The sequence below is a fragment of the Blattabacterium cuenoti genome (assembly GCF_014252435.1).
In the GTDB taxonomy this organism is placed as follows: Bacteria; Bacteroidota; Bacteroidia; order Flavobacteriales; family Blattabacteriaceae; genus Blattabacterium; species Blattabacterium cuenoti_X.
The window spans coordinates 340,206-359,459 of the sequence record NZ_CP059220.1 but is presented as its reverse complement, the minus strand read 5'-3'; the positions used below and the strand labels follow the sequence as shown (position 1 = coordinate 359,459).

Genomic DNA, 19,254 nt, shown 5'->3' with positions numbered 1-19,254 from the left:
TATGTTAAATTTTTCAATACGAAAAAAAAAACTTGTCTTTAAAAAAGAAGTTTCTAATTCTAATTATTCTTTTAAAAAGAATATAATTTTTTTTATTATATTATTCACTAATAACAACATAGGTATTGGAGAATGTAATCCATTATTGGAAGAAAAATGTCCTAATTTTTTATATAGATTTAAAAATGAATTAAAAAATGTTATAAGTAAAATATCATATATAAAAAAATATGATATATATCATTATCGTAAATATATTTCATATTCTTCCTTATTTTTTGGATTAGAACAAGTTTTTTTAAGTTTGAAAGAGAAATATCCCATTTTATATCATTCTGATTTTACAAAAGGAACAAAAAGTATGTTTATAAATGATGTTATATGGATAAATACATGGAAAAAGCAAAAAATAATTCAAAAAATTGAGGATAAGATTGATAAAGGATTTCTTTATTTAAAAATAAAAATGAGTAAAGAATTGTTCAATGAACAATATTTCATTTTAAAAAAACTTCAAGATCGATATCCTTTGTTAAGAATACATATAGATGCAAATGGATGTTTTAGAAATAGAAAAGAAGCAATTTTGTTTATAGAAAAATTATATGATATAAATATTGTTGTTTTGTTAGAACAACCTATTCCTCCAAGTTATTGGAACGATATGCATCATATTTGTAAAAAATCGAAAATATCTATAGCATTAGATGAAGAATTGATAAAAATTAAAAATATAGAAAATAAAAGAAGATTATTAGATTATATTAACCCGGATTATATTATTTTAAAACCTAGTATGAATAATGGATTCTTTGGATCTGAGGAATGGATCAAAGAAGCATGTGAAAGAAATATAAAGTGGTATATTAGTTCATCTCTAGAAAGCAATATCGGTATGAACGCTATAGCACAGTGGACATTTATAATGGAAAAGAAATATAATAAGGGAAAACAAATGTATCATGGATTGAATACTCATTGTGTATATACCAATAATTTTCGTTCTTTTTTAAGAATTAAGAAAGGTTTAGTTCGGTATCATTCATCTTTTCAATGTAAAATAGAGGATTTATATAAAAAAATGGAACAATGTGGATAGATTTTACTTATAATCATATTTTTCGAAATCATTTTGACTCTTATTGGAAAAAAAAAATTCATTCCTTTATTAAGGATTGGTATAGTATGAATCCAAAGATTGTTTCTTTTACTTCTGGAACTACAGGTAGTTCTAAAATGATATTTCTAAGAAAAAAATATATGTATGAAAGAGCATTAAAAACCGTAGAATTTTTAAAGTTAAATCGAAAAAAAGTTACAGGTTTACTATGTTTACCTATAAATTCTATAGGAGCAAAAATGTTTTTAATTCGTGCTATGATTTTTAAATGGAAAGTTTTTTTTGTTCCTCCATCATCGAATCCTATGGTACATATTAAAAATTATTTTGATATTGTTTCTATGACACCAATGCAAGTATTTTATAGTATAAAAAAACTTCAATATGTAAAAATTCTTTTAATAGGAGGAGCTCCTATTAATAAGGATTTAGAAAAAAGATTAGAATCTATTAGAACAACAGATTGTTATGCAACTTATGGAATGACTGAGACATCTGGTCATATAGCTATAAGAAAAGTAAATGGATGGAATAAAACATTATTTTATCAACCATTTAATGATATATCTGTAGATATAGATCAAAAAAATTGTTTAAAAATTAGATTTCTTTCTAATAATAAATTATTTATTACAAACGATATCGTACAATTAGTATCGAAGAATATGTTTATATGGATTGGTAGATATGATGGAATTATTAATAGTGGAGGAGTTAAAATTATTCCTGAAATAGTAGAAAAAGATTTAAAATTTTTTATTCCAAATAATAAAAGATTTTTTTTATCCTCCATTCCAGATCATGTTTTAGGAGAAAAATTAATATTAGTGATAGAAAGCTTTCCTTTTTCATTAAAAATTCCCAAATCAATTTTTATAGGGGAAAAACAATTTTTTTATCCTAAAAAAATTGTTTTTGTACCTCATTTTATAGAAAATGAACTTGGAAAAATTCAAAAAATAAAAATTGTTAAGAAAATAATAAATCAAATAAATTAATTTTTTTCAAAAAAAATTCTTAATTTTTTCAGAAATGTTTTAGTATCTAGAATTTTGTTTTTATGTTTGTTATTTGTTTTATTAGCTATAATATAAAGATCTTTAGTTAAATTTCCTCTTTCTAGAAATTGAATGCAATCTTTTTCTAATTTTTCAGAAAAATGATTTAATTCTTTATTTTTATCTAAAAAAGCACGATGTTTTAATCCACGTGTCCATGAGAATATAGAAGCAATTGGATTTGTTGACGTATGAATACCTTTTTGATATAAACGGAAATGTCTTGTTATAGTTCCATGTGCTGCTTCTGATTTTAATGTTTTTCCATCTTCGGATATCAAAATAGAAGTCATCATTCCTAATGAACCAAATCCTTGAGCAATACAATCAGAAAAAACATCTCCATCATAGTTTTTACAAGCCCATATAAATCCTCCGTTAGATTTTATAGTTTTTGCTATCATATCATCTATTAAACGATGTTCATAAATAATTCCCATATCGTTAAATTTTTTTTGGAATTCATTTTTATACAAATCGTGAAAAATATTTTTATATTTTTCATCATATGATTTTAAAATGGTATTTTTTGTGGAAAGAAAAAGAGGATATTTTTTAGATAAAGCATAATTAAAACAAGAACGAGCAAATCCATATATAGAATGTACTGTATTATACATACCCATTGCGATTCCAGGTCCTGTAAAATGGTGTATTTTATAACTTTTTTTAGGATTTTTTTGATTTTCAGGAAAAAAAGAAATATATAAATCACCCTTTTCTTTAACCAAAAAGTCAACTGCTTTATATTGATCTGCATAAGCATGTCTTGCTATACATATAGGGTTAATCCATCCAGGAACAAATTTATGAATATTACTTACCAAAATTGGTTCTCTAAAAATTGTACCTCCAATCATATTTCGAATAGTTCCATTTGGAGAATTCCATTTTTTTTTTAAGTTGAATTCTTTCATTCTTTTTTGATCAGGAGTGATTGTTGCGCATTTTATTCCTACATTATATTTTTTAATATAGTTAGCTGCATGGACAGTTACTTTATCTTCCGTTTTATTTCTATTTTCTATTCCTAGATCAAAATACATGATTTTGATATCTAAATATGGATATATAAAATATTCTTTAATATATTTCCAAATAATTCTAGCCATTTCATCTCCATCCATTTCCACTATAGGATTCTTGACTTTGATTATTTTCATAATTTAATTAATTAAAAATTTATATTTATTTGTATAATAATACAAAAAAGAATTTTTATATTTGAATGCATCATATCAATTAATATTTTATATTTTTTGTTTTGTTCAATAGAATAAAAAAATATTACTTCGTTCTTTTTTCAAACATTTTTTAATTTTCTTATTTTTTCATGAGATAAATAAATTTTATCATAATGAATGATATGTTTATTTACTCATTTTAACTATTATTTGAATATGTTTGTTAATTAGTGAAACAATAAATAATGATTCAAAAAAATATAAATTTTATTTTTTGATTGTTTTTATTAAATTAGAACTAAAATAGTGTATATAATATAACCTTGATAATATACATTAATTTAGTATATGAAATTAATTAGGATTAACATACTAAATGAATAAAAAAAAGATGAGTGATTTAATATTTCAAAAAATTGTTTCTGAAAGAAAAGAAAAAAATCAATTTCTTACCATTGATAAAAAGAAATTAGAGTGTTTTTTAGAAGAATTATTTTATATCTTATTTACTCCTTCTGAAAATTTGTTGAAAAATAAAATTCTTTTTCAAAAAAAATATGATAGGATAAAAAATGATCTATATCTGATTTTGATTAATATGAACTTATCAAAAAATTTTTCAAAAGAAATTTTGAAAAATTTTTTGATAGATATCCCCAATATTTATGACATGTTGTTAATAGATGCAGATGCCATATTAAAATCGGATCCAGCAGCTACTTCAATATACGAAATATTTTTTTCCTATCCAGGTTTTTTTGCTACGGCTTTATATAGATTAGCACATCAATTATGGAATCAACAAGTTCCAATTATCCCAAGATTGATTACAGAATATGCTCATAGTAAAACTGGAGTGGACATTCATGCTTCTGCAATCATTGGAACATCTTTTTCAATAGATCATGGAACTGGAGTTGTTATCGGATCTAGTACAATTATAGGGGATGAAGTCAAAATATATCAGGGTGTTACTCTTGGTGCTATTTATGTAGATAAAAAACTATTTAATAAAAAACGTCATCCTACTATAGAAAATAAAGTAACCATTTATTCTGGAGCAACAATTTTAGGAGGAAATACAGTCATAGGTCATGACAGTATTATTGGTGGAAATGTTTGGATAACAAGAAGTGTTCCACCATTTTCTGTGGTATATCAAAAAAATGAAATAGCAATGAAAAATAAACCTTCCATTCCTAGTTCCATCAATTTTATAATATGATAAAAAAAAATGATGAAAGTAGATAATATTTTACAAACAATTGGAAACACACCACATGTCCGCCTGAAACGGATGTATCCCTATCATAAAGTATGGATAAAATTAGAAAAAAATAATCCGGGTGGAAGTATAAAAGATCGAATAGCTTTATCTATGATAGAAGATGCAGAAAAAAAAAATATTATTAAAAAAGGAGATGTTATTATAGAACCTACTTCTGGAAATACAGGTATAGGGTTATCTATAGTTTCTTCAATTAAGGGGTATAAACTAATATTAGTAATGCCTGAATCTATGAGTAAGGAAAGAAGAAAATTATTTTCAGTTTTTGGAGCAAAATTTATTTTAACTCCAAGAGAAGAAGGTATGAAAGGAGCGATTAAAAAATCAGAAGAATTACTCAAGACTATTCCTAATTCTTGGATGCCTAAACAATTCGATAATTTATCGAATCCATCTATACATGAAAAAATTACTGGTATGGAAATAATCAATTCTTTTCCTAATGGAATTGATTATTTTATTACAGGAGTAGGAACTGGTGGTCATATAACTGGTATAGGAAAAATTTTGAAAAAAAAATTTCCATATATGAAAATTTATTCTGTAGAACCAGAAGAATCGCCAGTTTTATTTGGAGGGAAAGCGAATTCGCATTCTTTACAAGGATTAGGAGCTGGATTTATTCCATCTATTTTAGATATAAAATTATTAAATGGAACTTTTTTAGTTTCTAAAAAAGATGCTTTTCTATTTGTCAGAAAAATGGCAAGAAAAGAAGGAATACTATCTGGAATATCTACAGGTGCTTCTTTATCTGCTATAAATAAAAATTTACAAAATTTTTCAAAAGATTCGACAATTTTAACTATAAATTATGATACTGGAGAACGATATTTATCAGTCGATGGTCTATTTTAATATATAACAAAATTTGTCATAAAAAAAACGATTTAATTGTTTTATAGATCAAAATAAAAATATGAAATTATATAGATGAAGTAATCTATTGAAAATTTTTTTAGAAAATTTATAAAAAAAAATAATAGAGAAATTTTATGAAAAGAATTTTAGGAATAATTTCTAAAAATAGAATCCTAAATAATATCAAAAAAAATGCAAATAATGATTTATTAAAAAATATTCATCATATTGAAATCAATGTATTTAATAAAAACAATCCATTAGATTATTCTCCGGGAGATTCTGTTGGGATTTATCCTGAAAATGAAGACTCCAAAGTGAATAATATCATCAATATTTTTTCCAAACAAGATTTGTTAATCCATCACAAAAAAAATGAAATTACTCATCTTTTGAAAAAAAAATTCAATATATATTTTTTATCTAAAAAATTTTTGAAAAAATATTCATTTTTATTAAGTAAAGCGGAAAATTCATTCGATTTAGAAAAAAGTTGGGATATGTTCAATTTATTAAAAAAATATCCTATTAATATTTCTCAATTTGGATTAGAAGATTTATTCAAAATAATGGAACCTATCAAGCCTAGATTATATTCTATATCATCTTCTATGAAAATACATATCAATGAAATACATATAACTGTATCTCATTATCCTATTATGTTCAATGGAAAAAAAACATATGGACATTGTTCTACGTTTTTATCCAAGTTAAAAAAAGGAGATAAATTATATTTTTTTATTCACAATAATCAAAGATTTCGATTTCCAAAATCCAATAACAATATAATTCTTATTGGTACTGGAACAGGAATAGCTCCTTTTCGATCTCTTTTATATGAAAGAATGAATCAAAATTTGACTGGAAAGTATTGGCTTTTTTTTGGATTTCGTAATTATCATGTTGATTTTTTATATAAAGATGAAATTAAAAAATGGAAACATGAAAAAATTATTTATAAGTTAGATCTTTCTTTTTCAAGAGATCAAGAAGAAAAAATATATATACAAAATAAAATATGGGATAATCGTAAAGATTTTTTCATTTGGATTCAAGAAGGAGCATATATATATATATGTGGTAGAAAAAATCCTATGAGTATAGATGTTGAAAATATGATTATTCGTGTCATTGAATGTGTTGGTCATTTTAATGGTCAATCTTTTGTTGAACAAATGAAAAAAGAGAAAAAATTGATACAGAATGTGTATTAAAATAATAAGTATGATGATATCATTTGTATTATGAATTATGAAAAATTCATACATTGTTTATTTGAAATAAATCATTTTTTTACGAAACAATTTATATATTCTTATACGTATTAAGATACTTCTATATAATTTTCCATATTAAATACTTTGATGAAATGATTTATATATAAAATATTTATATAATAAGTATTGATTCAATCAATAGGTTATGAATTATTTTGAATAAAATGAAATTGTATCATTTTTTTGTATTGTCATTTTCTTTTTTAGGTAAAATGTAATCAAAAAGTTTTCAAATAAATCCACATTTCTTTGAAAAAAAATAATATAAAATTAATATCTATGATTGGATTTGGTGTAGAAAATTTTTATTCATGTTTTTTATTCGATATATGTAAACATTAGAAAATAAAAACAATAACATGTATTAATAGAAAATAAATAAAGATCATGAAATAATGGAAAAAATACATTTCATTGCATATATGTTATATGAAATCAAAAAATAATGGCCATATATAATGAGTATTTTTTTCATGATTTCTCTAAATTTTCTTCATTATTCTTTCCATTTAAATTTTCTTCGTTATTCTTTTCATTTAAATTTTCTTCGTTATTCTTTTCATTTAAATTTTCTTCGTTATTCTTTTCATTTAAATTTTCTTCGTTATTCTTTTCATTTAAATTTTCTTCGTTATTTTCAATTTTATTTGTATTGATTGTTCTATTTTTGATATAATTTTTTGTATTATATTTTTTTTCACATTGATTCCAATAAAATTCACCATTTCTTAATTTTTGAAAGAACATTTGATCGTGATACATAAGATTTATGTCTTGATATAAATGTTTTATAAAATAAGCCCATATAGGTAATGCTGTATTAGCTCCTTGACCAATTTGTATATTGTTAAAATGACAATATCGATCTTCCCACCCGACCCAAACTCCTGTTGTTAAATTTGGAATCATTCCTATAAACCATCCATCTGAATTTTCGTTTGTTGTTCCAGTTTTCCCTATAATATCACCTTTCATATTATAATATGTTTTTAATCTTCTAGCAGTCCCATATTCAATAACTCCTTTCATTAAATTTAACATGATATGAGCAGTTCGATTATTAAAAACTTGTTTCTTATTTTCTTCTATGCAATTCACATTGTTTTTAATTAAATTTCCATTTTTATCTTCTATTTTAATGATAATACTTGGTTTGATGTAAAAACCATAATTAGTAAATGTATTAAAAGCTCCTGTTATTTCATATAATGTTAGATCAGATGATCCAAGTGCTATAGATGGATTTTCTGGTATTTTCGATTCTATCCCCATTTTTTTTGCTAATTCAATAACTGGTATTGGAGTTAATTCTGCAATAATTCGTGCTGAAATAGTATTGACAGATAAAGCTAATCCATCTCTTAATGTAAGAAGACCTCCATATTTTCCATTGGAATTTCTAGGACTCCAATTTCCTAATTGAAATTTTTCATTAGAAATTTTTGTACATGGATTATAATTTAATTGATTTATAGCTGTAGCGTATAAAATAGGTTTAAAAATCGAACCAACTTGGCGTTTTGTTTGTGCTACATGATCATATTGAAAATGATTAAAATCAACTCCCCCTACCCATGCTTTTATAAAACCAGTTGATGCTTCTATGGAAAGTAACCCAGCTTGAATAATGCCTTTTCGATATCGAATTAAATCCCATAAAGATATCCATACTTTTTTATTTCCATTCCAAGTAAATAATTCCATTAATTTTGGTTTTTTAAATTCATCTATAATTTTTTCTTCTGACAAACCATTTTGTTTTAATTTATGATACAATGATGTTCTATGCATTGCTGATATCATGATTCTTTCTATTTTTTCATGAGAAATATTTAAAAATGGATAATTTTTATTATTTTTTTTCGATTTATTAAATAAATTTTGTAATTTATTTAGATGTTTTTTTACTGATTGTTCTGCATAATCTTGCATTCTTGAATCGATAGATGTATATATTTTTAAACCTCCAGAATCAAGATTTAATCTTTTTCCAGTTTGTTCTTCATATTCATTTACAAATTTTTGAGTTTCTTTTTTAAGAAATTCTCCATAATAAGTAAGAAGTTCAAAATCTTTTTTTTGTATTTTAAAATTTATTTTCATTGGTTTTTTTAACTCTTTTTTATATTTATTTTTATTTAAAAAATGATATTTTTTCATTTGAAATAACACCAAATTTCTTTGTTTTATAGCTCTATTTGGATGACTTTTAGGATTATATAATGAAGGATTTTCTAACATTCCAACTAATGTTGCACATTCTCCTAAATTGAGTTCAGAAACTTTTTTATTAAAATAAGTATGTGATGCTTTTTCTATTCCTTTTGCATTATATAAAAAATCAAATTTATTGTAATACATTGCAATAATTTCTTCTTTTGTATAATGTTTTTCTAATTCAACTGCCATCACCCATTCTAAAATTTTTTGATGTATTCTATACAATTTATTTCTTGCAGAATGTCCTGTAAAAAGAAGTTTTGCTAATTGTTGAGATATGGTACTTCCTCCTCCTTTTTTACCAAAAGAAAATAGAGCTCGAAGTATAGATTTAGCATCAATTCCAGAATGAATTTTAAAGCGAATATCTTCTTTTGCTAAAAGAGCGTTTACGAGATTGGTTGGTAATTGTTTATAATTAACTAAAATTCGATTTTCGGAAAAAAATTTTCCAAGTAAAATGCCATTAATATCATAAACTTTTGATCCTTTTTCCATAAAAGGATTTTCTATTTCTTCAGTACTAGGTAAATCTCCTAAATATCCTTGATATGCAATAAATATGATGATAAAAAAAGATCCGATACTTGAAAAAAATAAAAACCAAAAAGAAACAATGATTTTGAATAAATATATGTTTTTTTCATTTGTATGATACACGTATATAATTTTATGTTATAAAATTAGGTATTCATATATAACGTGATTGTAAAAATAGTTATGAAACTTATAAAAGTTTAGTTCTGTATCCTTCTTAAATTATGATGATGTTTATAAATAAAGGAGAAATTTAGAACTTTTTTAAATTAGTTCCTGAACTAAGGAAGAGGAGGTAGGATATAAAAAAAAAATGTTTTTCTTTTAAAAAGAACAATTTTCATCCATTTTTTTTTATATATTTTTTGATTGTTTATTGCAGAATTTTGAATATATGATAAATAATGATTCAATTCGAAATCAACATCATATTTACATTTACCATATGGTAAAATAATTTGTAAATTATTTATCGGTAATTTTTTATTTTTTGATGTATTTAATAAAAAAATGTTCAAATTTTTTACAAAAATAAAATCATTTTGTTCACAAACATAAGTATCTATTTCCTTGATTTTGGCATATTTTTTTTTGTATTCTATTTTTCGTATTTTAAATAAAGATTCTAATATTTTTATCATTTTTTGAAAATCCATCATATTTTTATATGTATTAATAAAGAACAGTTTTTGTTTCACATTTATAATATTCAAAATAACCAATATTCACAGAATATATTTCAATTTTTTATTTATTGAAAATTATTTACAATAAATAATATCCTTATTTTTATATTTTTTTGATATTATTTTTATAGAGTATCAATCACTATATTGATTTTTACTTGTAATTTTTTTCATGTTTTCAGTAATGTGAATTATCCTATATTAATATTATATCTAACTATATATATATTGTGAATAAAACATTTTTTTGAATTATGTTTTTTTTGAAAAAAAAGTATTACGAAAATAATGGAAACATAATTTTTTTTATCATATTGATCAATTTGATAACAAAAATAAATTTTTTTATTAATTTTATTTTTTCAAATCATTAGATATATTCAATTTCATTTTTGAATATAATCATATATATAGTAATAAAATGAATAATAATCACAAAATAGCAGTATTTCCCGGATCTTTTGATCCAATTACCTTAGGTCATTGTGATATTGTTTTTAGCGCTTTACGATTATTTGATAAAATCATTATAGCCATTGGAGATAATAGTAAAAAGAAAAGTATGTTTTCAATTGAAAAAAGAAAAATTTGGATATACAAAACATTTTTAAACAAATGTTCAAAAATAGAAGTAGATTCATTTAATGGATTAACTATTTCTTTTTGCATAAAAAAAAAAGTAAAATTTTTGTTAAGAGGAATTCGAAATCATTTAGATTTCGAATTTGAGAAAGAAATGTTTTTTTTTAATAAAAAATTAAATAAAAATTCTAAAATAGAAACTATTTGTATTTTTTCTTCTTATGATAATTTTTTCATTAGATCTTCTATGGTAAGAGATGTTATGAAAAAAGGAGGAAATTACACAGTATTTGTACCTCAATCCGTAAGAATTTAAAATCAAAATTACTCATATTTTCCAATCCAATCTAAAATAATTTGTTTTTTTTCTAAATCCGAATCCAAAAGTTTTACTTTAATTTGATCACCAAGATAATAAATACGTTTTTTGATTTTTCCTATTATACTACAATTATCTGTATTTAAAATATACTTATCTTCTTTTATATCAGAAAATTTTATCATACTTTCTGTTTGAAACGATAATAAATCAACATAAACACTCCATTTAGTAAATCCTGTAATTATACCAATAAACTCTTTTCCCAAAAATTTACAAAAATATTTTACTTGTATATATTTTAAAAATTCCCTTTCTATGTCAATAGACAAACGTTCTTTATCACTACAATGTATAGATTGTTTTTCATAATAATCCACTGATTTTAATTTCAATGTTTTTTCATTTTGTTTCATATTGTTAATTTTCAATAACAAATGATATAGTAAACGATGAGCAATAATATCTGAATATCTTCTTATTGGAGATGTAAAATGAGTATAATGTACAAAAGACAAACCATAATGACCTATATTGTTTGTAGAATATTTCGCTTTGCTCATAGAACGAAGTATTAAGTTTTCAATCATATTTTTTTCATATTTTCCTTTTATTTTCATTAATAGATGATTGATTGAACTTTTTATATTATTCAAATCTAAAAAATAACCTAGAGGTTTTATTACTTTTTTTAAAAATAAAATTTTTTCTAAATCAGGTTTTTCATGAATTCTATATATATAAACGAATTTATCTTGATTATGTTGACTTTTTATTTTATGAACAAATTCTGATACTTTTTGATTAGTTAATATCATGAATTCTTCTATTAAATGATGAGCATTATTATTTTTTGCACAAGAAACTTTTATTGGATTTTTTTTTTCATCTAAAAAAAATTTTACTTCATTTCTATCTAAATAAATGGATCCATTTTTGAGTCTTTTTTTTTGAAATATTTTAGAAAAATAAAATAGCCTACATATTTCCGAATAAAAAATTCCTTTTTTTTGATCTATAATTTCTTGGACTTCATCGTATGAAAACCGATGATTAGATCGTATAAGTGTTTTCCCAAACCACATTTTTATTATGTCACCCTTTTCATTTATATTAAAAATAAATGAAAAGCAAAATCTATCTTTTTTTGGTTGTAAAGAACATAAATTATTGGATAATGCTTTAGGAAGCATAGGTATAACTTTTCCTACAACATAAATAGAAGTAGCACGTGAATAGGCTTCTTTATCTAAATAACTTCCTTCTCGAATATAATGGGATACATCAGAAATATGTACACCTATTTCCCATTCGTTTGATTTTAATTTTTTAATGGATAATGCATCATCAAAATCTTTTGCATCTATAGGATCTATAGTGATAGTATTTGTTTTTCTCATATCTCTTCTTGATTGAGCATTCTGATGAAAGTCTGTCAATTCATTTACAAGAATTTTTTTTGTTTCATTTTCAGATTGTTTAGAAAATTGACAAGAAATGTGATATTCTTCTAATAAGGAAAAAAATTCTGTATTATATTCTCCAGAAATTCCAAATTTTTTGATAATTCTTCCTAAAGGATTTTTGAATTTTTTTGGCCATGATATAATTTCTACTAAAACTTTTTCATTATAACTGTAATTTTGCAATTTTTCTATGGGAATTAATATATTTAGATAATTATAATTTTTCACAATTACTTTCCAATAATTGTTATTATTATGTTTTAAAATTCCAATAAATTTTGTTTTATTTCTTTTAATTATTTGAACAACTTCTCCTTTGATTTTTTCATTAATATTTTTCTGAATTTTTATTTTTACTAAATCTCCTTCTAAAGAATGATGAATTTTATGTTTTGGAATAAAAATATCTTTTTGAAATTCTTGGATATTCACAAAAGCATATCCAAAATTAGTTATATTAATGATCCCGATAAAAAATTTATTGTTTTTATTTTTTATTTTCATGATAAAAATAAGTATTTCTACATACGGATTTTTATTTATACAATCTACAAGATTTTATATTAGAAAAAAATCACTTACTATTTTTTACTTTATAAAATACGTAATGTATAAAATTGTTATATTTGTACCGATCCATTTTTTATCTTTTATATAAAAACAAAAAAATTAAACTCTAAGATGACAGGTAAACGCATATTATATGTTTCTTCGGATTTATTTCCTTTTTCTTCAGAGAGCCCTATATCTTTATCAGTTTTAAAAACTGCTAAATTTATGCAATCAACAGGGAATGATGTTCGTATATTTATGCCTCGTTTTGGAGTAATAAATGAGAGAAGACATCAATTGCATGAAGTAATTCGTTTATCAGGTGTTAATTTAGTTATAAATGAAATAGATCAACCTTTATTAATAAAAGTAGCATCTATTCCTGATGCTCGATTACAAGTTTATTTCATAGATAATGAAGAATATTTTACAAGAAAATATATTTATTATGATATTAATGGAAATTTTTTTAGTGATAATGATGAAAGAGCTATATTCTTTGCAAAGGGAGTTTTGGAAACGGTAAAAAAACTCAATTGGAAACCTGATATTATTCACATATATGGATGGATTAGTTGTTTTATACCTTTATATATCAAGGAGATATATCAAATAGATCCTATTTATCAAAATGTTAAAATAGTAGTATCGATTGATAATAATCCTTTTATAGGAGTACTTGATCTCAATGTTATAAAAAAAATACAACTAGATGGAATTAAATCTAAAAAATTGACATTATTAAAAAATCCAGATTATTTGAACCTAATGAAGATTTGTTTATATTTTTCTGATGCAATCATAAAAGGAGATATCATTATACCTAAAGAAGTAGAAAAATTTATAGAAATAAACAAATCATTAGTATCAAAATATTTTTCATATGAAAAAATAGAAAACGTTTATCAAAAAATTTTATCAAAAAATTAATGAATAAAATTAAATAAATAATTTTATCATTTCAAATGTGTGGTATAATTGGTTATTTAGGTTATAGAAAAGCTTATCATATTCTTATTAATGGATTAAAGAAATTAGAATATAGAGGATATGATAGTTCTGGAATTGCATTATTTCATAATAATGAATATAATTTATGCAAAACAATAGGAAAAGTATCTGATTTAGAAAAAACGATATTTTCTAAAAAAATGAATTTAAAAGGATCTATTGGACTGGGTCATACTAGATGGGCTACGCATGGATTACCAAATAATGTTAATGCACATCCTCATGTGTCTAATTCTAATGAACTTATTATGATTCATAATGGTATTATAGAAAATCATCATGCAATCAAAATTTTTTTATTAAAAAATGGATTCTTTTTTAAAAGTGAAACAGATACAGAAGTACTTGTTAACTTAATAGAATATTTAAAAATAGAAAACAAATCTTCTTTAGAAGAAGCTGTCCGTATTTCATTAAATGAAGTAATAGGAACTTATTCTATTGCTATAATAGAAAAATCAAATCCGGAAACAGTTATACTTGCTAAATTAGGTAGTCCTATTTCTATAGGAATAGGATATAATGAAAAAGAATTTTTTATTGCATCCGATCCAATTTCTTTTTTAAATTATACTAAAAACGTTCTTTATTTACAAGATGGAGAAATGGTAATTCTAAAAAAGAATAAAAAATTAGATTTACGAAAAATAGTTAATAATCTTAAAATAAGTCCCATTATAAAAAAATTAAAAATTAATCTAAAAGAAATTGAAAAAGGAAAGTATAAGTATTTCATGTTAAAAGAAATATATGAACAACCCAAAATTATTTTAGATACATTAAAGAGTAGGTTATTTATATCTAATGAAATTATATATATTAATGGAGTAGATTCTAATAAAGAAATTTTTACAAAAACAAAATCTATTACGATTATAGCATGTGGAACTTCATGGCATGCTAGTTTAATAGGGGAATATTTAATTGAAAAATTAGATCATATCCCTGTGGAAGTGGAATATGCATCAGAATTTATATATAAAGATCCAATTATAAATCCTAAAGATATTATCATTGTTATTTCTCAGTCTGGAGAAACAGCTGATACTTTATCAGCTTTAAAATTAGCAAAAAAAAAAGGAGCTTTTGTTTTTGGAATTTGTAATGTTGTTGGATCTTCCATTGCAAGATATGTTGATGCAGGAGTTTACACTCATGCTGGTCCTGAAATAGGTGTAGCTTCAACCAAATCATTTACTGCACAAATAATAATTTTGATATTATTAGCTATAAAATTAGGAAAATATCGATCTACTGTAAATAAAAGTTTTTCTCAATTTTTATATAAAGAATTAGATTCAATTTCTGAAAAAATTAATCGTACACTAGAATTGAATACTACTTTACAAAAAGTATCCAATTTATATTATAATTATAATAATTTTCTTTATTTAGGGAGAGGAATTCATTTTCCAGTAGCACTAGAAGGTGCATTAAAACTGAAAGAAATATCTTATATTCATGCAGAAGGATATCCAGCAGCTGAAATGAAACATGGCCCTATAGCTTTAATTGATGAAAAAATGCCAGTAGTTGTCCTAGCAACAAAAAATGATTTCTATGAAAAGATAATGGGTAATATACAAGAAATAAAGGCAAGAAAAGGAATAGTTATAGCTATAGCTAATCAAAATGATTGTCAAATTGACATGATAGCCGATCATGTAATAAATATTCCGAATATATGTGATATTTTTAGTCCTTTACTAACAGTAATTCCATTACAACTATTAGCATACCAAATAGCATTTTTACGTAAAAAAAATATTGATCAACCGAGAAATTTAGCTAAATCCGTAACAGTAGAGTAATTCCATTTATATTCGTTATATATTATTTATTTTTTATAACAATATTGTTTATTTTATATGATTCTTAATATATTTATCTAATGCCATAGACATAGAAGGCAATTCCGGTGTAGGAACTTTAATATCTATTTTTAATCCAGATTTATATGCTTCATCTAAAGTATTTTTACCAAATGTAGCTATTTTAGTATTATTTTGATCAAAATTTGGAAAATTATCAAATAACGATTTTATTTCTGATGGATTAAAAAAAACTAAAATATCATAACATACATTTTTTAAATCTGATAAATCGCTATAAGCTATTTTATATAAAATAGCTCTTTTCCAAAAAATATTTAACTTGTTAAGTTGATTTAGAATATTTTGGCTTAAAATGTCTGAAGAAGGTAAAAGAAATTTTTCCTTTTCATTTTTATTTATATAAGGTAATAGATCAATGAAATTTTTATCCCCTATATAAATTTTCCTTTTTCTATAAATGATATATTTTTGTAAATAATAAGCTATTGTTTTTGTTTGACAAATATATTTCATAGAAATAGGAACTTTAAAACGCATAGCATTTGCTAATCGAAAGTAATGATCAACTGATTTTTTACTTATAAATATCACAACACTAAAATTAGCAAAATTTATTTTTTGTTTTCTAACATCAATTGGATTTGCACCAATAATATCTATAAAAGATCGAAAATCAATTTTTATATTTTGTCTTTTACTAATTTCTAAATATGGAGAATAAAAACCTCCATTCACTGATTGTGAAATAAGAATATTATTTATTTTCATTTTTTTTAAAACATCAAATTTTTTATATTTTTACAAATCTAAATAATTTTTAGATATTTTATGATATAATTGTAATAAAAAAATAATTATAAGGCACTGAGCGGAATCGAACCGCTATAAAAGGTTTTGCAGACCTTTGCCTAACCATTCGGCCACGGTGCCTGAAAAAAAAATTATTCATTTAATTCGACACAAAATTTTTTAATAACTCCACATATAGGTGGATTAATTTTACATAACCTAATTTTTATATGTTTTATTTTTTTGATTTTTTGAATTTTTTTTATAATTCTTTTAGCTACAGTTTCTATTAAATTAGATCTAATTTTCATTTCTTCTTTAATAATTTGAAATAAAATAACATAATTCACAGTTTGATTTAAATCATCTTTAATAGATGCTGTTTGTAAATCTAAATCAATTTCAAGATTAACGGTATATTTACATCCAATTTTTTTTTCTTCTGGAATAGGTCCATGAAATCCAAATAATTCTATATTTTTTAATATAATCTTTCCCATTATTATAAATACCCTATAGCTTGTTGATAATTTTTTTCAACATTTTTCCAGTTAATAATTTTCCAAAATGAAGATATATAATCTAAACGTTTATTTTGATATTTAAGATAATAGGCATGTTCCCATAAATCTAATCCTAATATAGGATTTCCTTCGCATCCAGATTTATACATAATGGGATTATCTTGATTAGGTGTAGTACAAATACATAATTTTTTATCTTTTACACATAACCAAGTCCATCCAGATCCAAAAATACTCATAGCAGCATTAGTAAATTGTTCTTTAAACAAGTTAAAAGAATTGAAATTATTTTTTAAAATATTATTCCAATATATACTTGGATTTGAAAATTTTGAATGTGGTATTAATATTTTCCAAAAAAAATTATGATTAAAAAATCCTCCACTATTATTTCGTACAGAAGGATTTTCAATATGTGACCTTCGAAGAATTTCTTCAATAGATAAATTTTCCATATCTGTACCTGATATATATTGATTTAAATTGTCTGTGTAAGAAGTATGATGTTTGTTATAATGTATATTCATAGTATCTCGATCAATAAAAGGTTCGAGATCTTCATATGAATATAATAAATCGGATTTTTTAAAAGACATAACTAATTTTTATAACAAATATAATTAAAAAAATTGTTTATACTTTTAAAGCAATTATTCCAGGTAGATTTTTGTTTTTTAAATATTCCAACATAGCACCTCCTCCTGTGGATAAATAACTAATGTTTTTTTCACATTTTTCTATTTTTAATGCAGAGAGTGATTCTCCTCCTCCTACCAAAGAAAAAGATCCATTTTTTGTTGATTTTGCTATTCCTTTTGCAATAGATGTAGTACCTAATGAAAAACTTGGAAATTCAAAAACTCCCATAGGACCATTCCATAAAATAGTTTTAGACTTTTGAATAATATTACAAAAATTTTTAATAGAATTAGGACCAATATCTAGACCTTGCCAGCCATTTGGAATAGAATAAGTAGAAACAATCTTAGTTTTAGCATTATTATGAAATGAATTAGCTATAATACTATCTAATGGTAATGACAATTTATTTTCTATTTTAGAATGGCAAATTATATTTTCAATTAAATGTTCAATTAAAATGTAATTATTTATATAGGAATTTCCTATTTTTCCTCCCTTTTTCTTTATAAAAGGAAAAGACATTGCTCCTCCTAATAAAATATGATCGGCAAAATTAATGATATTTTTAATAGTTTCTATTTTGGAAGATAATTTTGCACCTCCTAATATAATTGTTATAGGTTTAACACTTTTTTCTGATAAGAATAGATTCAAATTTTTTATTTCTTGTTCTAAAAGAATACCCATACATTTTTTTTCGTTGAAAAATTTTGGAAGAACAGTTATGGATGAATGAAATCGATGACAAACACTAAAAGCATCATTTATGTAAATATCTCCATATTTTGATAAATAAAAAGAAAACTTTGGATCCTCCATTTCTTCTTCTTTATAAAGACGTAAATTTTCTAATAATAATATTTCACCATTTTTTAACTGATCAATTTTTTTAATTACATGGCTTCCTATACAGTTTTCACAAAATTTGATAGAAATTTTTAATATTTTTGATAAAATAGGAACTAAAAATTTTAAGGATAAATTTTTATTTTGATAATCTTTATGTCTTCCAAAATGAGAAATTAAAATAATTTTTCCTTTTTTGGATAATATTTTTTGTATAGTAGGAATACTACGTTGAATTCTTGTGTCATCTGTTATATGACCATTATTTATAGGAACATTATAATCTACTCGAAGTAAAACTCTTTTATTCGTAAAATTAAAACAATTAATATTTTTTATTTCATTCATCATTGTTTAGTATATAATATTTCATATAATAAAGTTAAGATTTTAATTATTTTTAAAATTTTTTATTTTTGTCCTTTTTTGTATTTTTACATATTAGGATGTAGGA

The 19,254-nt window shown here is 23.0% G+C and carries 16 protein-coding genes and 1 tRNA gene; 8 read left to right on the top strand and 9 right to left on the bottom strand.

Annotated features, from left to right (window positions below; genetic code table 11):
- The first annotated feature begins 1 nt into the window (after position 1).
- Positions 2–1,099 carry an enolase C-terminal domain-like protein gene (locus tag H0H35_RS01650; protein WP_185882732.1) on the top strand — a complete coding sequence of 366 codons (1,098 nt, stop codon included), beginning with the start codon at positions 2–4 and terminating at the stop codon, positions 1,097–1,099.
- Entirely contained in the window at positions 1,090–2,118 is a 1,029-nt protein-coding gene (locus H0H35_RS01645; protein ID WP_185882731.1) for an AMP-binding protein, read from the top strand. Before H0H35_RS01650 ends, H0H35_RS01645 begins: the two co-directional genes overlap by 10 nt.
- On the opposite strand, the gene H0H35_RS01640 is transcribed toward H0H35_RS01645, so the two are convergent.
- Positions 2,115–3,341: an NADP-dependent isocitrate dehydrogenase gene (locus H0H35_RS01640; RefSeq protein ID WP_185882730.1), complete on the bottom strand. Its 1,227-nt coding sequence runs from the start codon at positions 3,339–3,341 to the stop codon at positions 2,115–2,117. The two genes, H0H35_RS01645 and H0H35_RS01640, sit on opposite strands and share 4 nt — an antisense overlap.
- Before the next feature lie 412 nt (positions 3,342–3,753).
- Here H0H35_RS01640 and H0H35_RS01635 point away from each other — a divergent pair, with 412 nt between their 5' ends.
- The 3 genes from H0H35_RS01635 (at position 3,754) to H0H35_RS01625 (ending at position 6,728) form a co-directional block, all read left to right on the top strand.
- Positions 3,754–4,587 carry a serine O-acetyltransferase gene (locus H0H35_RS01635; protein ID WP_185882729.1) on the top strand — a complete coding sequence of 278 codons (834 nt, stop codon included), beginning with the start codon at positions 3,754–3,756 and terminating at the stop codon, positions 4,585–4,587.
- Between the two features lie 12 nt (positions 4,588–4,599).
- Positions 4,600–5,508, top strand: coding sequence for a cysteine synthase A (cysK, locus tag H0H35_RS01630; protein WP_185883189.1), 909 nt, complete (start codon positions 4,600–4,602; stop codon positions 5,506–5,508).
- Between the two features lie 137 nt (positions 5,509–5,645).
- Entirely contained in the window at positions 5,646–6,728 is a 1,083-nt protein-coding gene (locus H0H35_RS01625; protein ID WP_185882728.1) for a flavodoxin domain-containing protein, read from the top strand.
- A gap of 534 nt (positions 6,729–7,262) precedes the next feature.
- Here H0H35_RS01625 and H0H35_RS01620 read toward each other — a convergent pair.
- Positions 7,263–9,671, bottom strand: coding sequence for a transglycosylase domain-containing protein (locus H0H35_RS01620; RefSeq protein ID WP_185882727.1), 2,409 nt, complete (start codon positions 9,669–9,671; stop codon positions 7,263–7,265).
- Positions 9,672–9,829: 158 nt separating this feature from the next.
- The gene (locus tag H0H35_RS01615) at positions 9,830–10,207 is read right to left on the bottom strand and encodes a hypothetical protein (RefSeq protein ID WP_185882726.1); all 378 of its coding nucleotides are present in this window, start codon (positions 10,205–10,207) and stop codon (positions 9,830–9,832) included.
- Between the two features lie 448 nt (positions 10,208–10,655).
- Here H0H35_RS01615 and coaD point away from each other — a divergent pair, with 448 nt between their 5' ends.
- Positions 10,656–11,132 (top strand): pantetheine-phosphate adenylyltransferase, encoded by a 477-nt coding sequence (gene coaD, locus H0H35_RS01610; RefSeq protein WP_185882725.1) that lies wholly within the window; start codon positions 10,656–10,658, stop codon positions 11,130–11,132.
- Between the two features lie 8 nt (positions 11,133–11,140).
- On the opposite strand, the gene rnr is transcribed toward coaD, so the two are convergent.
- On the bottom strand, positions 11,141–13,105 hold the full coding sequence (rnr, locus tag H0H35_RS01605) for a ribonuclease R (RefSeq protein WP_185882724.1): 1,965 nt from the start codon (positions 13,103–13,105) through the stop codon (positions 11,141–11,143).
- Between the two features lie 177 nt (positions 13,106–13,282).
- Here rnr and H0H35_RS01600 point away from each other — a divergent pair, with 177 nt between their 5' ends.
- On the top strand, positions 13,283–14,083 hold the full coding sequence (locus H0H35_RS01600) for a glycogen/starch synthase (protein WP_185882723.1): 801 nt from the start codon (positions 13,283–13,285) through the stop codon (positions 14,081–14,083).
- A 35-nt stretch (positions 14,084–14,118) separates the two neighbouring features.
- Positions 14,119–15,975, top strand: a complete 1,857-nt coding sequence (gene glmS, locus H0H35_RS01595; protein WP_185882722.1) for a glutamine--fructose-6-phosphate transaminase (isomerizing) — start codon at positions 14,119–14,121, stop codon at positions 15,973–15,975.
- Positions 15,976–16,023: 48 nt separating this feature from the next.
- Here the strand turns inward: glmS and H0H35_RS01590 are convergent, their stop codons facing one another.
- The 5 genes from H0H35_RS01590 to H0H35_RS01570 all read right to left on the bottom strand — a co-directional run bounded on the left by H0H35_RS01590 (position 16,024) and on the right by H0H35_RS01570 (position 19,151).
- Positions 16,024–16,767: a uroporphyrinogen-III synthase gene (locus H0H35_RS01590; protein WP_185882721.1), complete on the bottom strand. Its 744-nt coding sequence runs from the start codon at positions 16,765–16,767 to the stop codon at positions 16,024–16,026.
- A 91-nt stretch (positions 16,768–16,858) separates the two neighbouring features.
- Positions 16,859–16,929, bottom strand: a tRNA-Cys gene (locus H0H35_RS01585).
- 11 nt (positions 16,930–16,940) lie between these two features.
- The gene (gene folB, locus H0H35_RS01580) at positions 16,941–17,288 is read right to left on the bottom strand and encodes a dihydroneopterin aldolase (RefSeq protein WP_185882720.1); all 348 of its coding nucleotides are present in this window, start codon (positions 17,286–17,288) and stop codon (positions 16,941–16,943) included.
- 2 nt (positions 17,289–17,290) lie between these two features.
- The gene (locus H0H35_RS01575) at positions 17,291–17,908 is read right to left on the bottom strand and encodes a superoxide dismutase (RefSeq protein ID WP_185882719.1); all 618 of its coding nucleotides are present in this window, start codon (positions 17,906–17,908) and stop codon (positions 17,291–17,293) included.
- A gap of 37 nt (positions 17,909–17,945) precedes the next feature.
- On the bottom strand, positions 17,946–19,151 hold the full coding sequence (locus tag H0H35_RS01570) for a phosphoglycerate kinase (RefSeq protein ID WP_185882718.1): 1,206 nt from the start codon (positions 19,149–19,151) through the stop codon (positions 17,946–17,948).
- Between the last annotated feature and the right edge of the window lie 103 nt (positions 19,152–19,254).